Below are 19,800 nucleotides of genomic sequence, written 5' to 3'. Positions count from 1 at the left end.
TTATATCTAGTGATTTTTCTGTTTAGCTAAAAAACGTAACCCAACACCTGGTTCAGTAGCAATATAACGTGGCTGAATCGCGTTATCCCTCAGTTTACTACGTAACTTGCCCACTAAAATACGTAAATAGTGCGTATCTTCCTGATGGGTTGGACCCCATAGTTCTTTTAAAAGCTGTGGCTGTGTTAAAAGTTGCCCTTGATAGCGCATTAATAAGGTCAAAAGTTGAAACTCTTTTCGAGTTAAAGTAATTGGTTGTTGCTCGATCCAAACCAAACGTTGCATGACATCGACTTTGAGATAACCATCGTCATACACATGAGCTTCTTGCTGAATCGGTTGATTTCTTAGAATGACACGTATGCGTGCCAAAAGCTCTTGCACACTAAACGGCTTGGTCATGTAATCATTTGCGCCAGCATCGAGCAAAGCAACTTTTTCATATTCATCAGCACGTACAGATAACACAATAACGGGAACATTCGACCAGCTACGTAATTCTTGAAGCACTTCTCTTCCATCTAAATCGGGTAAGCCTAAGTCTAGAATCACCAAATCAGCCCCTTGGGTTGCCAAAGTCTCTAGGCCTTTGTAACCCGTTTCACAGAGTGTGGTTTTGTATTTTTGAGTTCTTAAAGCAATGTCTAAAAATTTACGGATTTGAGGCTCATCATCAATAATCACAATACGTGTTTCTACAGGTGATGTTTCTGGACTTATCATTAATTTACAACTTATTCTTTTACTGGATGAATGGGTAATCTGATTTGAATTAAAGTACCTTTATTTTGGCGCCCTGAAAATGCTTCTATTGTACCCATATGAGCACCAATAATCGCTTTTACAATTGTTAGCCCTAAACCTGTACCGAATTTTCCACGGTCTCCACGCTCCATAGTATAAAACATATCGAAAATGCGGTGTCTTTCGTCTTCAGGGATTCCTGCACCTTTATCTTCAATTTCTATTTTTACTTCATCTTCTGACAAAAGATGAGTACGGATCATGACTGGCTCATCTGGAGGTGAAAAGTTTGCCGCATTTTCTAAAACATTAAAAATAGCTTGCTCTACCAGTGCTGGGTGAACATACAAACTAATCGGTTGCTCAGGTAACTGAACGACCACTTGCGTATCTGGTTTATAACGCTTTAAACGGCGGGTTGCCGAACCAATTAATTCATCTACGCCAACCCAGTCTCTTTTTAAAGTTAGACCTTCGTGCCCCAAACGGGTCATATCAAGCAAGTTTTGAATATAACGGTCTAAGCGCTCACCTTCTAAATGAATTGTTTCAAGCAGATCTTGTTGGTCTTGTTCTGTCATTTCAGCTTTAAAATTGGCAAGTGTGTCTGCTGCCCCAATAATAGAAGCGAGTGGCGAGCGTAAATCATGCGATACCGAAGATAATAAAGCAGAACGTAAGCGCTCTGTTTCACTGGTGACTTTTGCTTGTTCAAGTTCATTGACCAATTGGGTTCGAAGTGCTGCCTGTGCAATGTACTCAATTACACTTTCAGTCAATTTTTTTTGCTCAAAATTTAAGGAAACCACTTCATCCTTAAAGTAAATTCCCACTATACCTAGGCTATTTTTCTGCTCTAAAAGAGGTAAAAACCACCAGTTTGATTGACTAAGTGTATCGGTAAAACGCCCGCACGGTTGTTGATGTTTTAAACACCATTCTGCGGCTACTTTTTCTTTATCGTTTAGCTCAATATCAGATGAAATTATTTTATCTCGAATAGAAATCCACACTTTAGTTTGAAGTTGTGTTTCTAAAGTCATACGTCCTGTTTGCATGACTTCTTCAAGATTCACTGCACTAGAAAGCTTACGTGCCAAGTCTTGCATTACCGTAGTATAAGCATTCGCAGCTTTTAAAGACAAAACTTGCTGGCGTAACTGAGAAGCCAAACGCCCAGCAATTAAAGCTGCTGCAAAAAAAGCAACAACGGTGACTACCCCTTGGTGTGCTGAAATCTGAAAGGTATAACGCGGGGCAATAAAGAAAAAATTATAGGCCAAGAAACATATTAAGGCTGCCACTACGGCAGCTAACATTCGGGTTTTAGTTGCAACAATTAAAACAGAAATAATAAAAATGACAGAGAAGTCTTCAATACCAAATAGAACTTCGGCGAAGTGAGCTATAAAAATGCTACCGCACGTCACAGCTAAAACAAAAATGCTTTCTTTTAATGATAAAAATGATGGCTTTTCAAGTTGAGTTGTCTTTTTAGTGCCTTGTTCTGGATGCAATATTGTTAAAGCAATCGAGTTTTCTTGATTTAATAATTGCTGAGCTAAATTTTTCTTAAATAACTTTAACCACCACGGTGAAATACTTTTGCCAATAACCAGATTTGAAATACCTCGATCAACGGCGGCATCCATTAACACTGATGCAACTCGCGGCCCATATAAAACTTCAGTTCGACCACCTAGTTGTCGAGCCAACTCAAACGCACGGTCAATCTCAATATATTCTTTTTTATAAGAACTCACTGAACTCTGTCCAAAGTCCAAACTTTTAGCAACATTTACTACAGTCCATGTAGCACCATTACGTTCTGCTAAACGACAGCCTGCTCGCACTAAATATTCAGAAGAGCCTTGCCCATCTATCGCAATCATCAATTCATTTTGCAACGAGATAGACTTCAAACCTTTAGAGGCATAGCTCTCTTTTAAATCTGAATCGACATGTTCAGCAACGCATTGCATTGCCAGTTCACGTAATGCCGTTAAATTTGAAATGCTAAAAAAGCCTTGTAATGCCAGATTTGCTTGCTCTGGCACATAGACTTTTCCTTGGTGGAGCCTTTCAATGAGCTCACTGACTGGTAAATCAATTAAACGAATGTCTCGAATACGATCAAATACCCGATCTGGTACCGTTTCATTTACTCGAATGCCCGTAATCTGGTACACCACATCATTCAGGCTTTCTAAATGTTGAATATTTATAGTGGTAAATACATCAATACCTGCGTCTAGCAATTCATTGACGTCTTGCCAACGTCGTTCATGGCGACTATTTGGGACGTTGCGATGAGCCAGTTCATCAACTAAAACGATTTGCGGATGCCTAAGTAAAATAGCATCCAAGTCCATTTCTTCTAAAGTATGCCCCTGATATTGCATTTCCTTTCTAGCAATTTGAGGCAACCCTTCCAAAATTTTTAGAGTTTCTATTCGTCCATGAGTTTCAACAATACCAACAACGACATCTGTGCCCTGTTGAAATAATTCTTTGGCGCGGGCGAGCATGGCATAGGTTTTTCCTACACCCGGTGCCGCACCAAGAAAGACCGTTAGTCGACCGGCTTGATATCTGTTGACATGATTTAATAAGGCCTCAGCCTGATTTTCGCGATTGCTTTGCACTTGATATCATCCGGTAAACTAACAACTTTATTTTTAAGTTAATGTGTAGATTGTAATTGATCTAAAGCAATATTGAGCTGTAATACATTAACACGGGCTTGCCCCAATACATCAAACTGCTTCGGTTCAACATACTTTTGCAAAAGCTCTTCCACAATCTTAGGGTCTAAATGACGAGCTTGAGCCACTCTGGCAACCTGTAACTGAGCAGATTCAGGACTAATATGCGGATCAATACCACTACCAGATTTAGTCACCAAATCACTTGGTATAGGTGTATTGCCCGTGTGGTCTTGTTTTTTTACCGCAAGAATCTGAGCATCAATTTGTTGCTGTAGTTCAGGATTAGTACGAGCTAAGTTTGTACCTGCCATCGCCATCGGGTCATAAGCGACTGCTGAAGGACGTGGATGAAAATAAGCCTCTCCAACAAATGGCTGAGCAACTAATTTTGACCCTAAAACTTTATGTTCTATTTCAATCAAACTACCATTTGCTTGATTATTAAATAACACCTGTCCCGCACCTGTAGCAATCGCACTATAAGCAGCGCCACAGCCAACTAAGGTAAAAATTAGAAGTCCGAAAGATGCTCTTAAGGTCTGACCCAAATTTGCTTCTGAATTTTGTACATAAGTTTTCATTTCAAACTCCAGATTACAAACCAAATAATTGAACAATCACTACATCAATCGCTTTAATGGCAAGGAATGGCAGAACCACACCGCCCACACCATAAATCAACATATTTCGACGTAATAACTGAGTTGCAGTTGAAGGTTTAAATTTGACGCCTCGGAGTGCGATTGGAATTAATAGTGGGATAATAATCGCGTTAAAAATTAATGCAGATAAAATCGCGCTGTTTGGACTTGCTAAATGCATTACATTCAATACTTGCATTTGTGGAATCGCAGCAGCGAACAATGCAGGCAAGATGGCAAAGTATTTAGAGACGTCGTTTGCTAACGAAAATGTTGTTAAAGCGCCACGGGTAATCAGCTGCTGTTTCCCAATCTCGACCACAGCAAGTAATTTGGTTGGGTCTGAGTCTAAATCAACCATATTGCCAGCTTCTTTTGCAGCTTGTGTACCCGAGTTCATGGCTAAACCAATATCTGCTTGTGCTAATGCTGGCGCGTCATTGGTTCCGTCACCGACCATTGCAACTAAACGACCTTGTTGTTGTTCGGTGCGAATACAAGCCAATTTGTCTTCTGGTTTTGCTTCGGCAATATAATCATCTACACCAGCTTCAGCAGCAATCGCGGCCGCAGTTAATGGGTTATCACCTGTAACCATAACGGTTTTGATGCCCATTTCTCTTAAACGAGAAAAACGTTCTTTAATGCCGTGTTTAATCACATCTGAAAGCTCAATCACGCCCAATACATGATGTTGATTAGCGACGACTAAAGGCGTTGCTCCTTTTTTGGCAACTTGTTCAACACGCGCTTTTAATTCTAAATCTTGAGAATAATCCTCATCTACAAATTTCAAGATTGCATCTAAAGCACCTTTACGAATTTGGTCGCCATTCGGTAAATTCACGCCAGAAATTCGAGTCGAAGCACTAAAAGAGATAAATTCGGCTTGCTCAGGTTCTTGCTGTTTTAAACCTTGTTCTTTTGCTAACTTAACAATCGATTTCCCTTCTGGTGTTGGATCGGCAAGTGAACTCACCCAAGCAGCAGCTCTCAACTCAGACTCGGTTACCGAAGTTAAAGGATAAAAAGAAGTCGCTTGACGGTCACCATAAGTAATGGTTCCTGTTTTATCGAGTAAAAGCACATCAATGTCACCCGCAACTTCTACCGCTTTACCTGATTTTGCCAAAACATTGGCTTTGAGTGCACGGTTCATCCCCGCAATACCAATCGCAGGTAACAAGCCCCCAATGGTTGTAGGAATCAAGCAGACCAATAACGCCACGAGCACAACTGGATCAAGTTCAATATGCAAATACTTGGCAATAAATGGCAAGCTAATCACGACAATTAAAAACGTAATTGTCATCACCATTAACAAGAAGCCAAGCGCAATCTCATTCGGAGTTTTCTGGCGATTTGAGCCTTCAACCAAAGCAATCATACGGTCTAAGAAACTTTGACCAGATTCAGCAGTCACTTGCACAACAATACAATCTGTAAGTACTTTGGTTCCACCAATAACACCTGAACGGTCTGTTCCAGCTTCACGTAGCACAGGTGCTGACTCACCTGTAACAGCCGATTCATTAATAGTTGCAAAGCCTTCTACAATCTCACCGTCGGCTGGAACAAGCTCACCTGCATGTACTTCAATAAAATCATTTAAATGAAGTTCGGTCGCTGCAACTTGAGTCGCTTGACGGTCTGTCAAAGAGTTGAGTCTTCGAGCCGTTAAATTTTCTCTTGCTGCACGTAATGAAGATGCCTGCCCACGGCCTCTGGCCTCTGCAACTGCTTCAGCATAGTTAGCAAATAAAATGGTAATAAACAGAATTGCTGTAACCGCGAAACCAAATAACAGCGTGGTGTAACCCAAGACTGTACTAATTGCAGTAACCACTGTTCCAAGCCATACAATTGCCATCACAGGGTTTTTAATTGCATGCTGCGGTAGCAGTTTCACAAATGCATTTTTCCAAACTTCAAAATTTGGCACTGCCATGGTTTGTTTATGGCTATTTACATGAGTTTGTGTATTCATTTTCACTCGCCTCCTTAGCCTTTAACCAATAAAAGTTGATCGGCAATAGGCCCAAGGACAAGAACTGGCATAAATTGTAATAAGGTAAGCAACACAACGATCGTAATCAGCATTAAAGCAAAGGTTGGCGTTTCAACTTGAAGACTACCTGCTGTTTCGGGTGCTTTTCTTTTTGCTGCTAAACGTGTCGCAATCATTAATGGCAAAATTAAGGTCGGAAAACGTCCTAACAGTAGAGCGATACTACAAGTGACATTCCACCATACAGTGTTGTCTCCAAGACCTTCAAAACCTGAACCGTTATTAGCAAACGCAGAAACATATTCATAGAACACTTGGCTAATACCGTGTGGTCCTGGATTACTAATTCCAGATATGCTTGGAATGCTGAGGCTTAATGCAGTAAACGCAAGAATGACTAAAGGTTGAATCAAGATAATAATCGCGAGCAACTTAATTTCTGCCGCTTCAATCTTGCGCCCAAACAATTCAGGAGTACGACCTGTCATTAAACCTGCAATAAATACGGCGAGTAACAGATAAATCATAAACTGTTGCAGGCCACAGCCCACACCACCCCAAATGGCATTAATCAGCATGTTAATGAGTTCAACCAGCCCAGTAAGCGGCGCAGAAGAATCATGCATCATATTGACCGAGCCGTTATTTACCTGTGTAGTAAGCGCTGCCCAAACTGCTGATGCTACTGGTCCAAATCGTTGTTCTTTACCTTCCATTACGGCAAATTGAGATGCTGTCGATGACATACTCTCAGACCAGACAGCCGCTGCACCTGAAATAATCGACATGAAAAGCATGCTACCAAACACAAAGTAAGCAAACTTTTTACGCTGAGTAAAATGCCCTACCATAAAAATGACTGTGATTGGAATAAGTAAGATCGCAATCATTTCTAGTAAATTAGAAAGTGGTGTTGGATTTTCTAAAGGCACAGAACTATTTGGACCGTACCAACCACCACCGTTACTACCTAATTGCTTAATCGCCACCATTGGCGCAACTGGCCCTAAAGGAATTTTTTGAGTTTCAACGCTATTGGCTTTATCAATAAGCTGTACTTCTGGCCCGCCTTGGAAAGTTGCTGGCACGCCTTGGCTGTTAAGCAATAATGACCAGACAAAACAGAGTGGAAGCAAAAAGCGAACTGTAGGACGAATTACATCTGCCCAATAATTACCAATTAAAATTTGATCTGGCTGCTCGGCAACATCGGCCGCAATATGACTTGGACGCTGATAAAAGAAAGCTCTTAATGTTGCAACAACCAAAGCCAGCCCCATCATGGGCGTAATGACTTGTAAACCCACAACACCTGTCATTTGAGACAAATAAGACAATTGAGCTTGCCCAGAATAATGCTGTTGATTGGTATTAGTTAAAAATGAAATAACCGTGTGTAACGCTAAATCCCAACTCATATTTGGTGCATGGTTAGGGTTTAATGGTAGCCATGCTTGCGTCATAAAAATAGCAAAAACGGCTACAGCTAAAAAAATACAGCTAACAACAAATGCTAAAGAATATTGTTTCCAGTTCATTTGTTGTTGGGGAGATACACCTAATAAGCGGTATACAGGATTTTCAATCCAGCGAAATAATCCATCACCCCACTTCGGCTGATTTTTCATCACTTTGGATAGATATTTACCGAGGCACCATGCTAGAAAAATAGCAATAAATAAAACAAGTATAAGTTCTAACATGGCTATTCTCCTCTATACCCCTTGGCTTGATTTGCCAAGCTGGAAATAAGGAGAGATGAAGAAATATCATTTGTTTTAAGTCCGCATAAGACAATGCCAGACTGATGCAAGATGCGCATTTGAGAATTTATAAGCATCTTTATTGTCCTGAAATAACACTAATTTAGTGAATTTCAGTATCGATAAAATGCCCGTAAATTCTCTATTGAAGAAGTCAAAACCCGCGTAAAGTTTGCGTAAAATTTAGTTTGAAAGGCATTAAACTTTAAAATTAACGACTGGATAAAGTGTGCTATCAGCCTTTAAGGTTTCACAATCCCAAAGTTCATATAAAGGAATTTTTACATCGAGTGCTAACGGCAATTTTTTAGAATTAAATTGCATATGGTCCAGATCACTTCCCCATGCAATCAAATCTACATCTAAAGAAATATGATGTGATGGTCGAACACGCCCAGAATCTGACTCAAGTTTCTTTAAAAAAGATTCAATTTGTTCAGATGATAAGGTGCTTTTTAATAGACACGCTGAGTTCCAGTAATCATCTCCAATACCATCTCGGCATGGAATTTGATAAACAGATGAAAACTGCACTTTCCCCAAAGTTGCTAATTGCGTATAAGCAAAAGTAAAGTGTTGTGCTGCGTCTAAATTACTCGCTAGAGCGAGCGCAAAAATTGTTTCTGGTGCGTTCAAGACGAATTCCTACAGCATTTGCTTCTGCAATGATGGCTGGCTTACGGATGGTTATGGTAATTTTTTCAATTGTTGGAAAGGTTTCAAACAGACATTGCAGAACGAGATGTGCTGCATGCTCAATTAATTCAGGCTTGGCTTTCTGAATGGTTTGAGCCGATAACTCACAAATCTGGGCATAGTTGAGTGTGTCCTCAAGCTTGTCAGACGCTGCAGCTCGGCTCAAATCATTATGGATGGTTAAATCCAACATTAAAGGTTGAATGATTTGTCTTTCCCAGTTGAAACAGCCAATCACTGTCTCAACCTTCAAGCCTTCAATAATAATGGCATCCATAAATTTAAACTGACCTTAGTGCTTTAACAACGAAGCAGGTTCCATATTTTGAACCATTTTCAAACGTTGGTCTGCATAAATATCAGTATAAGGTGCGAGTACGCGCATAAAACGATCGAAATAAAGCATTTGCTTAAATAATAAGGCAAAATCTCGAGGGAATTTAATACCATGACGCTCACCAACAGCTACCATATCCATCATGATGTCATTTAAATCGGCTGGATTAGAAGCCAAAATCTGCTGTGGATCAGCCATTAACACACCATTAAATAAACGCTCTAGATCTTGTGCTAAAACCTGAACGTCAATTTTATTATGGGTCATACCCATTTTGAGCATATTTTCAGCCATTGCCTGATAATCGGTCTTTTGTAAGGCATCCATAAATGCAATACATGCTGTCCAAACTTCCGGCTTTAACTGCCCTACAATACCGAAATCAATAAAACCAACACGGCCATCTTCAAGCAGCATTAGATTTCCAGCATGTAAGTCCGCATGGAAGCTCTTGCATAGCATTAAGCTACCAAACCATGTGTTCATGGCAGTAATGAGTACTTGCGATGGATCTTTAGCATATTGTTTAACCACGCTAAAGTCTGTCAAAGGTACCCCATATAAACGCTGCATGGTCAAAACACGGCGCGTAGAAAACTGATGATAAACTTTAGGTGCAGTAGCAGCTTGGTTTTGGGAAATATTTAGATATTCCACAAAGTCATCTAAATTTTGTGCTTCTTCAATGAAATCGACTTCACGCACCATACGGGTTTTAATTTCATCAACAATGTCAGAAAGAGCGGCAAATTTAATTTTAGGTACCGCACGTTCAAGCAATTTAGCAGCCCAATGCACCACATTTAGGTCAGTGTACAAAATGGTTTCAACGCCCGGTTTTTGTACTTTAATAACGACATCTTCACCAGTAGTTAGTTTAGCCGCATGAACCTGAGCAATTGAGGCAGAAGCTAGTGGTGTTTCATCGATATAACTAAAAATCTGGCTTAAATCACGCCCTTCAAACTCAGACGCAAGTACACCTTGAATATAGCTAAAAGGTAAAGTTGGGGTCTGGTCTAAACAGCCTTGGAATTCTTCTACATACTCACGTGGGAATAGCGATGGGGTACTCGCGATAAACTGACCAAGTTTAATATATGTTGAACCAAGCGACTCAAAAGTCTCACGCATGAGTTTGGCATTACTTGGCTTATCAGTTGCATACTTAATACCGGCTTTAGCCGCAACTACTGCGGTTTCACCGATGCGGGCAACGGAGCGCAATCCATCAAATAAAATATTTTTTTTCATATTTCTTTAAAACCAGAATATTCAAATCAAGTGTAGCAAATTTTGGTTTATTTGCTGATTAGCTTGCCTGACAAAGTGGACAATTTATGTCTTTATCAAAACTAACAATGCGTTGCGTCATATTTAACCCATCCCAAAGTAACAGTTTTTGTTTTAGCGGCGTTCTGTTTAGTCCTAAATACAATAAAGTGTGATGTGCTTGTAATGACGCGATCATTACAGGTGTGGTCGCAAGCACACCAGATTCCGCACATCGCAGCCCTTCATTGGCATGTTGTTCTTTTGGGAACAAACATTCATAACAAGCTGAATCACCTTCAACCATAAACATTTGCGCCTGAAAACCAATTGCAGAAGCGCTAATTAATGCGACTTGATGCTTTTTACAAGCTGCATTCACTAAATAACGCGTTGTAAAGTTATCACAGCCATCTAAAACGACGTCTTGATGTTCAACTAGTTTATCAATGTTATGTTCGTCTAAACGTTCATTAAAGTATTCAACACAGATATAAGGGTTAATTTTCTGTAACCGTTTAGCTAAAACTTCAGCTTTATAACGTCCAATATCTTCATGACCAAATGCGATTTGTCGTTGTAAATTACTTATCTCAATGGTATCTGCATCAATGAGGGTAATTTTCCCAACCCCTGCTCGTGCAAGTAGTTCCGCGCTACTACAGCCTATTCCGCCAGCACCGACAATTAGCACATTAGCAAGTTTGAGTTTTTCCTGAGCTTCAATATCCCATCCATCAAGTAAAATCTGACGGCTATAGAGATGCATTTCTTCATCACTTAACTCTACAAAATCGATATCTTGAAGCTCGGTCACACGTTAATCCTTTCACTTAGAAGCCAAGTGATTTTATGACTAAGTTCGTCATTAGGAAAGCTATAAAATGCAAACAACTTTTTTATTCAGTTAATCCCCTATTACATTACTTCTCACATGCTTTCTGCAACAATAGAGCTATCCCTTTTCTGTATTACTTAGGCTAAATATGTCCCAATCATATATTGCACCAGTAGAGTTAGAAAAAGCTTATCGTTTGTTAAATCATGGTCCAACTGTACTAGTCTCTGCTCAGCATGGTGATGACCGTAACGTGATGGCTGCCGCATGGGCATGTGCCTTAGAGTTTAAGCCTGCTAAAGTGACTGTCGTTTTAGATAAAAGTACTAAAACCCGACATCTGGTTGAGCAAAGTGGTTATTTCACACTACAAGTTCCTTGCTATGCACAGCTCAATATGACCAAGCAACTTGGTACCATTAGCAAATTAGATGACCCACAAAAACTTGAACACTGCGGGGTTGAGCTGTTTTATCAAAAAGATCTGACCAGTCCGCTTGTATCAGGTTGTATCGCATGGCTGGTATGTAAACTTATTCCTGAACCACATAATCAGTCAGCTCATGACCTATTTATTGGTTCTGTTGTAGGTGCATGGGCAGATAGCCGCGTTTTTAGAGATGGGCACTGGCATTTTCAAGATGCACCAAAAGAACTTCGTAGCCTGCACTATATTGCTGGTGGAACATTTTATTTAATTGGTGAGGAAGTGAAAGCCGATCTTTAATATAAAGAATAAAGGGAAATTCTAAATATTTCCCTTTGTTCAAATTAGCTTGCGTAGGCTTGCTGCATTTTTGCAATTTCTTGCTGCTTCAACAGTCCTCTTTGAATTTTTCCGCTCGTGGTTTTCGGTAGACTGTCCACAAACTCAATTTCTTTTGGATAAGCATGACGAGATAAACGGTTACGAACATATTGCTGTAACTTATCTTTTAATGTTTCACACGCTTGATAAGCAGGCTTAAGTACCACAAAAGCTTTGACTATTTCGGTTCGTTCCGGATCTGGCTTACCAATTACTGCTGACTCTAATACGGCCTCACACTCTAATAAAGTACTTTCAACATCAAATGGTCCAACTCTATAGCCCGAAGTTGTAATGACATCGTCAGCACGACCCACAAAATCAATGCCCCCATGTTCGTTTAAAGTGACCGTGTCACCAGTTAAATAGTATTTGCCAACAAAGGCTTTGCGATTATTGCCACCATAACCTTTAAACCACATCAATGGAGATTGCTCCGAGTCCATTGCCAAAATACCAACACCACCAGTTGGCAATTCTTGATAATTTTGGTCTAACACCGCAAAACGATGTCCAGGAATTGCGAAACCAGCTGAACCTACTTTTAATGGATGCTCAAGAGCATGATGATTTGCAATCACCATCCCTAGTTCAGTTTGGCCATATTGATCAAAAATATTGACCTCTAAATCCTGCTTAAACCAGTTCACAACCTCAGGAGTTAATGGCTCACCTGCACTACTCACTACGCGTAAATGTTGTTTAATTGAAGGGTCAAATTTTTCCTTAAAACCAAACAACATGCGAAATGCTGTAGGCGATCCTGTTAAATTACTTACTTTATATTTTTTAATTAATTCTATTGCCTGATCTACATTAAATGAACGCTCATCCATAATAATGCTATGCCCCAAGCTTAAAGGCCCGGTAATGCCATAATACAAACCATATGCCCAGCCCGGATCTGCCAGATTCCAGAACATATCCTCTTCACGCAAATCGACGGCATGGGTCATATAACCTTTAAATGCCAAAATTGCTTTTAGTGGAACAGGTACAGACTTCGCAAGTCCAGTTGTGCCAGAGGTAAACATCATTAAAAAGTCATCATCAAAGCTACGATTTACTGGCTCACATTGCTCAGAATAGCGTTGTAAAGATTGCCAAAAATCGAAGTCATGCTCAGATAAAAGACCTGTTTGATGAACAGTGACAATAACCGGAACATTCAAGGTATTCAGTTTAGGGCGCTGTTCATCATTGGTCACAATCAATTTAGTTTGAACGGTCGTAATTCGGTGATCAATCGATTTTGCTTCAAAGGCAGTAAATAAAGGCTGATAAATAGCGCCTATACGCCATGCTGCCAAAATTGTAATTAATAACTCAGGCGTTCTTGGTAGAAGTCCTGCAATACAATCTCCAGCTTGAATTCCTTGTGCTTTAAAGAAGTTAGCAAGTTTTCCAGAAAGTTCAGCAAGTTGTTCGAACGTATAGTGCTCTGCCTGCCCGTTTTTTCCTTCCCAGATAAGCGCTGTTTTATTTTTTCCTACATAACGCTCACAGCACTCAACATAAGCATTTATTGCTTGGGGATGCCCAACAAGTTGCTCTTCGATGAGCCTTGTAAGATCAAATTGCTGATAAGCTTCTGCCAAAGTTTTCATGATGCTCACCTTCATTCCGTTTGATGATTGATTTTGTGTAAGGCCACAAAATCTGTCCTGACTGTTATTGTTTTAGCTAAAGCTTGAAGAATATTTCTTCAACTTTTCCATCTATTTCAAACAAAACTAATAGCAAAAATGCATCATTTCAATTGCAAGAAACCGCACATAGTGTGCGGCTTCTTGCAGTTTTAAGTTTAAAAACTCAATACCTTATGATCTAAACTTGAGCCACTTCACGAGCAATCACCAAGCGCTGAATATCAGAAGCACCTTCATAAATCTGGCTTACACGAACATCCCGATAAATTCTCTCAACAGGGAAATCACTGACGTATCCATAACCGCCATGAATCTGGATTGCATCCGAACATACTCGCTCAGCCATAGTTGATGCAAAGAGTTTCGCCATTGAGGCCTCTTTTAAACAAGGTAGTCCCGCATCTTTTAAAGTTGCAGCATGCAAAACTAGCTGATGCGCCGCTTCAATCTGAGTTGCCATATCGGCTAAGCGAAAACCAACCGCCTGATGCTGAACCAGCTCTACACCAAAGGCCTTACGTTCATTTGCGTATTGCACGGCTGCATCAAAAGCCGCTCTTGCCATACCGACAGATTGAGCCGCAATACCAATACGTCCAGCCGCTAAATTAGATAACGCAATTTTATAACCTTCACCTTCTTGTCCCACCAAATTTTCTAAAGGAATCCGGCAGTCCTCTAACGTAATGGTTGCGGTGTCCGAAGCATGTTGACCCATTTTGTCTTCAATACGAGTCACCAAATAGCCTTGTGTATTCGTGGGTACAAGAAAACACGAAATTCCTTTTTTGCCAGCCTGTTTATCTGTAACCGCAAATACCAAAGCCACTTGAGCATTTTTACCACTGGTAATAAATTGCTTTACGCCATTGAGTACCCAATGGTCGCCATCTCGCTCAGCTTTGCATAAAATCGCGCTCGCATCGGAACCGACATGTGGCTCAGTTAAACAAAAGCATCCTAGCCATTCACCAGAAGCAAATTTTGGCAAATAGGTTTGTTTTTGCTGCTCTGAACCGTATGCCAGTGTAATACCGCAAATCAAAGAGTTTTGTACGCTTACGATTGTCGAAATAGCACCATCGCCTGCGGCAATTTCCTCAATTGCGAGTACCAAAGATACATAATCCATTCCGGCACCGCCCCATTCATCGGGCACAGTCATCCCCATAGCGCCTAGGGCGCCTAAGTCTTTTAATTCCTGAGCCGGAAATTCATGGGTCTTATCGCGATGTGCAGCAGTTGGTTTTAACTGATTTTGCGCATAGTTACGCATCATCTCCTGAACCATACTTTGTTCAGCATTTAGAATCATTTCAACATCCTTATTTTATTATTTTGCTGCCATGCGAATTGCACCATCTAAACGGATGACTTCACCATTTAAGTAAGAGTTTTCAGCAATATGGGCAACCAAACGAGCAAACTCTTCTGGTTTTCCTAAACGAGATGGGTACGGCACCATTTGCCCCAAAGCATCTTGTACATTTTGTGGCATACCCTTAAGCATTGGAGTTTCCATAATTCCCGGTGCAATGGTCATAATACGAATGGCATGTCGTGCTAACTCACGAGCGATCGGTAAAGTCATCGCAACAATAGCGCCTTTTGATGCAGAATAAGCTGCCTGTCCAATTTGACCGTCAAATGCTGCAACAGAAGCAGTGTTAACAATGACGCCACGGTCCTCTTCACCTTCTTCAACCGTGTTTTTGCTCATTGCATCTGCTGCAAAACGCAACATGTTAAATGTACCTGTGACATTAATATTTAAAGTCTTTGCAAATAATCCCAAGTCATGAACGCCCTCACGACCAACTACTTTTGCAGAAGGGCCAATACCGGCACAGTTCACCAAACCATGCAAATGACCATGTTTAACCAACACATCTTTAAAGAACTGCTCAGCAGCTGCTTCATCGGTTACATCAAGTTTTACAAAGTCAGCTTTTGGCCCTAACTGTTTCGCCTGCTGCTCACCTGCTTCTATATTCATGTCTACTAATGTGACTGAGGCACCCTGCTTTACCAAATACTCAGCAGTTGCAGCCCCTAAACCAGAGCCACCACCTGTAATCACAAAATGTTTTCCTTGAATTTTCATTATGTAATGTCCTATAGAAATGTTCTTTACGCTTAGTAGTGAGAGTAAAAGTTGTTTTTTTCCGATACAATTTCAAAAAACCTCAAAATGCTTGCAGCTTTTGATCAATCCAAATTTTGAATATGAAATATCTCACTTGAAATACGTAAAAAAATGAGTCTTTGACATGGTTGTCCAATCTTCTTTAAGTAAAGGAACAATTTCGATTGCACTGGTACATGAAGCATTAAGTGCGGCTTATGCCAAAGGGCTCAATACTCAAATTATTTTGAATAAAGCTGGCATTCCTGCTGAATTACTTATGACACCTAAAGCACGTGTTCCGGTAGCAACGTATGCACAATTATGGATAGAACTTGCCAATGCCATGGATGACGAGTTTTTTGGCATGGATAGTCACCCTATGCGCCGTGGTAGTTATAAATTACTTACAAAACTCGTCAGTACGGCTGAAACTTTAGAAAAAGCGCTCTACGATATTTTGAAGTTTTTTAATTTTGTGCTTGACGATATACGAGGAGAACTCATTCGAGAACAAAAAAAAGCTTATTTGGTGATTCATGATCAAGAACAACCCAAACGTATGTTTACCTACGCAACCTTTTTAATGTTGGTACATGGGCTTATGTGTTGGTTAGTCGATCAAAGAATTGGCTTAAACCGTATTGCTGTACGTTGTCCAAAACCGAACGATATTCAAGATTATTTGGTACGCTTTTGTGAAGATATACAATTTAATGCCGAGACAAATCAGATTGAATTTGATGCCCACTATTTAGATATTAAAATTAAAAAAGATAAAAAAGCGCTTTATGATTTTTTAGAGCAAACTCCACAAAATCTTTTAGTTCGTTTTAAAAATGAAAATGCATTGAGTGTTGTTATTCGGCGTCATTTATTAAAACTTCACCCAGCCGAATGGCCTGAACTCAAAGATGTCGCACAGCAGCTCAATATTTCAGAAGCTACCGTTCAACGCCGACTTAAACATGAAGGAGTGAGTTATCAGCAAATCAAAAATGAAATTCGCTGTGATATTGCAATTGAACGTTTAAGCAAAAGCAATGATTCAATACAAGACATTAGTGAAGACTTAAATTTCCATGACCCGAGCGCATTTCACCGTGCTTTTAAAAAATGGACGGGTGTCAGCCCCGGCGCTTATCGGGAAGCAACCCTTAACTCTACAGCTTAAGTTATGCTTATTTTATTAATAATGATGCCAAAGTGACTCGATCATTTCGGCCATAGTCTTGTATAGTTCTAATCTCACTAAAACCATGCTCTGCGAAAATGCCTCGAACAGCTTGCCCCTGATCGTAACCATGTTCCAGTGCAATCCAGCCTTGTGGTTTTAACCAGTTTTTGCCTTGGGCAATAATAATTTCAATATCGGCTAACCCATGATAGTCTGCAACCAATGCACGGCGCGGCTCTGTTGCCAAAGCTTGCATGTGTTCATCTTCAGGGTCAATGTACGGCGGATTAGAAACAATTAAATCAAATTGTTGGGGTTCCAGTGCTTCAAACCAAGCGCCACAAGCAAATTTCACATGATGCAAGCCGTGTGTTTGTGCATTTTCTTTTGCAACATCTAAAGTAGGTGCGTAAATATCAGTTGCTGTGACGAACCAATCTGGACGTTCACTTGCCAATGCAAGCGCAATTGCACCTGTTCCCGTTCCCAAATCCACGATATTTGCATTCTTTGGCAAATTTAGATTTAAAACAGTTTCGACCAAAACTTCAGTATCTGGTCGTGGCACTAAAGTATCCGACGTTACTTTTAAATCGAGCGTCCAAAATGGTTGTGAACCTGTCACGTAAGCTAAAGGTTCACCATTTTGGATACGTTCAAGACTAGCCAAGTAATCTTGCTCTTGTTGGGCTGTTAACTCTTGCTCAAGTCTGAACTTTAATTCGAGTGAATTGATTTTTAGAAAATGCTCAAGTAACCAAGCATTTTCCTGTCGTTCATAACTGTCAGGCTCACCACGAATTGCAAGCGCTTGAGCAATATTCATTAGCCGCCATTTTCCTGTGCAAGCATCGCAAGCTGATCTGCCTGATATTCACGATGTAAACTATCGAGCAATTCCGTTAGATCACCTTCCATAATGGCATCTAACTTATATAAAGTTAGGTTAATACGGTGATCCGTCATACGTCCTTGCGGGTAGTTATAAGTACGGATACGTTCAGAACGGTCACCAGAACCGACCAAATCACGGCGCATTTCAGAAGTTGCTGCATCGGCTGCTGCACGTTTAGCATTTTCTAGACGTGATACTAACAATGCCATCGCCTTAGCTTTGTTTTTATGCTGTGAACGTTCTTCTTGGCACTCAACCACTGTACCCGTTGGAATGTGAGTAATACGTACTGCCGAATCGGTTTTGTTAATGTGCTGACCACCCGCACCTGACGCACGGTAAGTATCAATACGCAAATCTGCCGGGTTAATTTCAACGTTAGTATCAACGTCAATTTCAGGCAAGATTGCTACTGTACAAGCTGACGTATGCACACGACCTTGTGATTCAGTTGCTGGAACACGTTGTACACGATGCGCGCCACTTTCGAACTTTAAGCGGCCATACACACCATCACCATCTACACGGCAAATGACTTCTTTAAAACCACCATGCTCGCCTTCATTTTCAGAAAGGACTTCAATACGCCAACCTTGCGATTCGGCATATTTGCTATACATACGGAATAAATCGCCTGAGAAAATTGCAGCTTCATCACCGCCCGTCCCGGCACGAATTTCTAAATATGCAGCATTAGAGTCATTTGGATCTTTTGGAATCATCAAAATATTAAGCTGGCTTTCTAATTCTTCAAGCAATGCTTTATTTGCTTGAATTTCTTCTTCTGCCATATCTTTAAAGTCAGGGTCCGACTTCATCATTTCAGCAGTTTCAATATCTTCTTCTGCTTGACGGTATTTGCCCCAAACTTCGGTAATTTCAGTTAAATCACTATGTTCACGAGACAGTTTACGGAAACGTTTGTTATCGGAAATCACTTCTGCATCTGCAAGCAATGCAGTAAGTTCTTCATGACGATCACAGAGTTGATCAAGACGTAAACGGAGTGACGCTTTCATAAGAGGAAATATCTCAAAAGTCCAAAAAACTTATCTAGATAAATATAAGAAGATAAGCCAAATCATAAAAATAGCGCATAGTTTACAGTTTATGCCGATTAAATAACATATGTAATCCTTTAAAACGTTAACTTTCCAAATCCATATAATAAAAGAGACTTTATTTATAAAGCCTCTTTAACCGCTATAGTTATTTTAATTTTTCTAATAAAGATTTACCGACAAGAACAGCCGAAGCTGGATTTTGTCCAGTAATAAGTTCACGATCCACCACTACATTTGGCGACCAAGCTTTCGTATTACTTTGATATTTTGCTCCAAGTGACTCTAATGCAGTTTGTGGATAGAACTTCATCTCACCGCCTTTTAACAAGCTCTTCGCTTGCTCTTCTTCTTGATTGCTAATTACTGTCATCTGATAATTTTTATAAATCCATTCTCCAGTTTTAACTTTTTTACCTTGTTCAAGTTGCTTAACGGCTTCCGCAGCATGAGGTAAAGTTGACATCAGGGCTATAGGACCATGACAAACCAATGCAATAGGTTTTCCAGCTTTATGGAAAGCTGTAAGTACTTTTCCAAGCTGTTTATCTTTTAATAGGTCTTGCATAGGCGCATGTCCGCCCGGAATATAAATAGCATCAAATTGATCTATACCAATTTGCTCAATACGCGCCAGACTTACAACAGGAGAATCTTGAGCAGAAGTTAACTTTAGATCATGTAATAAACCAGCATACTGCTTTAATGCTTTTTCATCTTGATTAAAATACATTGCATTATTTGATGACTCATCTAACGTTGAGCTTTCCCCTTTGGAGTGGCAAACGTTACGGTATGCCCTGCATCTAAAAGCATCTTTGTAGGCTGCATCAACTCATTAAGATAAAAACCCGTTTTAAAAACCTGCTTATTCTTTAGCTCTAACTGTCCTTCATCAGACAATACAACCAATACATGAGCGGCATTTGCACTTAATGCTGCCGAAGCTGCAATCATTGCAAACATTATTTGATTTAACTTCTTCATTATTCGACCTTCATTCCAAGCATTTGCTGGATTTATAACTGGGATGGATATATTCTATTTTTACGCCAGAGGTAGAAAAACAACTCATTTC

General features: G+C 40.1%; 16 protein-coding genes and 1 pseudogene. 2 read left to right on the top strand and 15 right to left on the bottom strand.

The window, feature by feature from the left end; translation table 11 throughout:
• Nucleotides 1-6: 6 nt before the first annotated feature.
• The 9 genes from KNQ97_RS15040 to KNQ97_RS15000 form a co-directional block, all read right to left on the bottom strand.
• The gene (locus KNQ97_RS15040; RefSeq protein WP_253612415.1) at nt 7-723 is read right to left on the bottom strand and encodes a response regulator; all 717 of its coding nucleotides are present in this window, start codon (nt 721-723) and stop codon (nt 7-9) included.
• An 11-nt stretch (nt 724-734) separates the two neighbouring features.
• Complete coding sequence (locus tag KNQ97_RS15035; RefSeq protein ID WP_253612414.1) at nt 735-3,389, bottom strand: sensor histidine kinase KdpD; 2,655 nt, start codon at nt 3,387-3,389, stop codon at nt 735-737.
• A 38-nt stretch (nt 3,390-3,427) separates the two neighbouring features.
• Nucleotides 3,428-4,033 (bottom strand): potassium-transporting ATPase subunit KdpC, encoded by a 606-nt coding sequence (gene kdpC, locus KNQ97_RS15030; RefSeq protein WP_253612413.1) that lies wholly within the window; start codon nt 4,031-4,033, stop codon nt 3,428-3,430.
• A 13-nt stretch (nt 4,034-4,046) separates the two neighbouring features.
• Complete coding sequence (gene kdpB, locus KNQ97_RS15025; protein WP_139101036.1) at nt 4,047-6,086, bottom strand: potassium-transporting ATPase subunit KdpB; 2,040 nt, start codon at nt 6,084-6,086, stop codon at nt 4,047-4,049.
• Between the two features lie 8 nt (nt 6,087-6,094).
• Complete coding sequence (gene kdpA / locus KNQ97_RS15020; RefSeq protein ID WP_130036701.1) at nt 6,095-7,804, bottom strand: potassium-transporting ATPase subunit KdpA; 1,710 nt, start codon at nt 7,802-7,804, stop codon at nt 6,095-6,097.
• Between the two features lie 258 nt (nt 7,805-8,062).
• The gene (locus KNQ97_RS15015) at nt 8,063-8,500 is read right to left on the bottom strand and encodes a 2-amino-4-hydroxy-6-hydroxymethyldihydropteridine diphosphokinase (RefSeq protein WP_000993393.1); all 438 of its coding nucleotides are present in this window, start codon (nt 8,498-8,500) and stop codon (nt 8,063-8,065) included.
• Nucleotides 8,457-8,837, bottom strand: a complete 381-nt coding sequence (folB, locus tag KNQ97_RS15010) for a dihydroneopterin aldolase (protein WP_000338780.1) — start codon at nt 8,835-8,837, stop codon at nt 8,457-8,459. Before folB ends, KNQ97_RS15015 begins: the two co-directional genes overlap by 44 nt.
• Before the next feature lie 15 nt (nt 8,838-8,852).
• Nucleotides 8,853-10,151, bottom strand: a complete 1,299-nt coding sequence (locus KNQ97_RS15005) for an AarF/ABC1/UbiB kinase family protein (RefSeq protein ID WP_000739367.1) — start codon at nt 10,149-10,151, stop codon at nt 8,853-8,855.
• 58 nt (nt 10,152-10,209) lie between these two features.
• Complete coding sequence (locus KNQ97_RS15000; RefSeq protein ID WP_000137900.1) at nt 10,210-10,986, bottom strand: HesA/MoeB/ThiF family protein; 777 nt, start codon at nt 10,984-10,986, stop codon at nt 10,210-10,212.
• A gap of 169 nt (nt 10,987-11,155) precedes the next feature.
• On the opposite strand from KNQ97_RS15000, the gene KNQ97_RS14995 reads away from it, so the two are divergent.
• On the top strand, nt 11,156-11,734 hold the full coding sequence (locus KNQ97_RS14995) for a flavin reductase family protein (protein WP_253612412.1): 579 nt from the start codon (nt 11,156-11,158) through the stop codon (nt 11,732-11,734).
• 44 nt (nt 11,735-11,778) lie between these two features.
• Here the strand turns inward: KNQ97_RS14995 and KNQ97_RS14990 are convergent, their stop codons facing one another.
• The 3 genes from KNQ97_RS14990 to KNQ97_RS14980 all read right to left on the bottom strand — a co-directional run bounded on the left by KNQ97_RS14990 (nt 11,779) and on the right by KNQ97_RS14980 (nt 15,568).
• A complete protein-coding gene (locus KNQ97_RS14990; protein ID WP_253612411.1) occupies nt 11,779-13,422 on the bottom strand; it encodes an AMP-binding protein in 1,644 nt (547 codons plus the stop codon).
• A 220-nt stretch (nt 13,423-13,642) separates the two neighbouring features.
• Nucleotides 13,643-14,779 carry an acyl-CoA dehydrogenase family protein gene (locus KNQ97_RS14985; RefSeq protein ID WP_000602467.1) on the bottom strand — a complete coding sequence of 379 codons (1,137 nt, stop codon included), beginning with the start codon at nt 14,777-14,779 and terminating at the stop codon, nt 13,643-13,645.
• 18 nt (nt 14,780-14,797) lie between these two features.
• Nucleotides 14,798-15,568 carry a 3-hydroxyacyl-CoA dehydrogenase gene (locus KNQ97_RS14980; protein ID WP_021510412.1) on the bottom strand — a complete coding sequence of 257 codons (771 nt, stop codon included), beginning with the start codon at nt 15,566-15,568 and terminating at the stop codon, nt 14,798-14,800.
• A gap of 166 nt (nt 15,569-15,734) precedes the next feature.
• On the opposite strand from KNQ97_RS14980, the gene KNQ97_RS14975 reads away from it, so the two are divergent.
• Nucleotides 15,735-16,763, top strand: a complete 1,029-nt coding sequence (locus KNQ97_RS14975; protein ID WP_253612410.1) for an AraC family transcriptional regulator — start codon at nt 15,735-15,737, stop codon at nt 16,761-16,763.
• Nucleotides 16,764-16,770: 7 nt separating this feature from the next.
• Here KNQ97_RS14975 and prmC read toward each other — a convergent pair whose 3' ends face one another.
• The 3 genes and pseudogenes from prmC to KNQ97_RS14960 form a co-directional block, all read right to left on the bottom strand.
• Entirely contained in the window at nt 16,771-17,592 is an 822-nt protein-coding gene (gene prmC, locus KNQ97_RS14970; RefSeq protein WP_125267586.1) for a peptide chain release factor N(5)-glutamine methyltransferase, read from the bottom strand.
• Entirely contained in the window at nt 17,592-18,680 is a 1,089-nt protein-coding gene (gene prfA / locus KNQ97_RS14965; RefSeq protein WP_000648005.1) for a peptide chain release factor 1, read from the bottom strand. The genes prmC and prfA overlap by 1 nt, the downstream gene beginning before the upstream one ends.
• A gap of 190 nt (nt 18,681-18,870) precedes the next feature.
• Nucleotides 18,871-19,709, bottom strand: a pseudogene (locus KNQ97_RS14960) (type 1 glutamine amidotransferase domain-containing protein).
• Nucleotides 19,710-19,800: the final 91 nt, after the last annotated feature.

The sequence above is a fragment of the Acinetobacter sp. UC24323 genome, assembly GCF_024151445.1.
Taxonomy (GTDB): Bacteria; Pseudomonadota; Gammaproteobacteria; order Pseudomonadales; family Moraxellaceae; genus Acinetobacter; species Acinetobacter baumannii.
This window is presented reverse-complemented; position numbering and strand designations above follow the sequence as displayed.

Excerpts from the sequence above, each read along its gene's own strand:
- KNQ97_RS14980 (WP_021510412.1), bottom strand. The coding sequence starts at position 15,568 with ATGAAAATTCAAGGAAAACATTTTGTGATTACAGGTGGTGGCTCTGGT.
- folB (WP_000338780.1), bottom strand. The coding sequence starts at position 8,837 with ATGGATGCCATTATTATTGAAGGCTTGAAGGTTGAGACAGTGATTGGC.
- kdpC (WP_253612413.1), bottom strand. The coding sequence starts at position 4,033 with ATGAAAACTTATGTACAAAATTCAGAAGCAAATTTGGGTCAGACCTTA.
- KNQ97_RS15040 (WP_253612415.1), bottom strand. The coding sequence starts at position 723 with ATGATAAGTCCAGAAACATCACCTGTAGAAACACGTATTGTGATTATT.
- KNQ97_RS14975 (WP_253612410.1), top strand. The coding sequence starts at position 15,735 with ATGGTTGTCCAATCTTCTTTAAGTAAAGGAACAATTTCGATTGCACTG.
- KNQ97_RS15005 (WP_000739367.1), bottom strand. The coding sequence starts at position 10,151 with ATGAAAAAAAATATTTTATTTGATGGATTGCGCTCCGTTGCCCGCATC.
- kdpA (WP_130036701.1), bottom strand. The coding sequence starts at position 7,804 with ATGTTAGAACTTATACTTGTTTTATTTATTGCTATTTTTCTAGCATGG.
- KNQ97_RS14990 (WP_253612411.1), bottom strand. The coding sequence starts at position 13,422 with ATGAAAACTTTGGCAGAAGCTTATCAGCAATTTGATCTTACAAGGCTC.
- KNQ97_RS14995 (WP_253612412.1), top strand. The coding sequence starts at position 11,156 with ATGTCCCAATCATATATTGCACCAGTAGAGTTAGAAAAAGCTTATCGT.
- prfA (WP_000648005.1), bottom strand. The coding sequence starts at position 18,680 with ATGAAAGCGTCACTCCGTTTACGTCTTGATCAACTCTGTGATCGTCAT.
- prmC (WP_125267586.1), bottom strand. The coding sequence starts at position 17,592 with ATGAATATTGCTCAAGCGCTTGCAATTCGTGGTGAGCCTGACAGTTAT.
- KNQ97_RS14985 (WP_000602467.1), bottom strand. The coding sequence starts at position 14,779 with ATGATTCTAAATGCTGAACAAAGTATGGTTCAGGAGATGATGCGTAAC.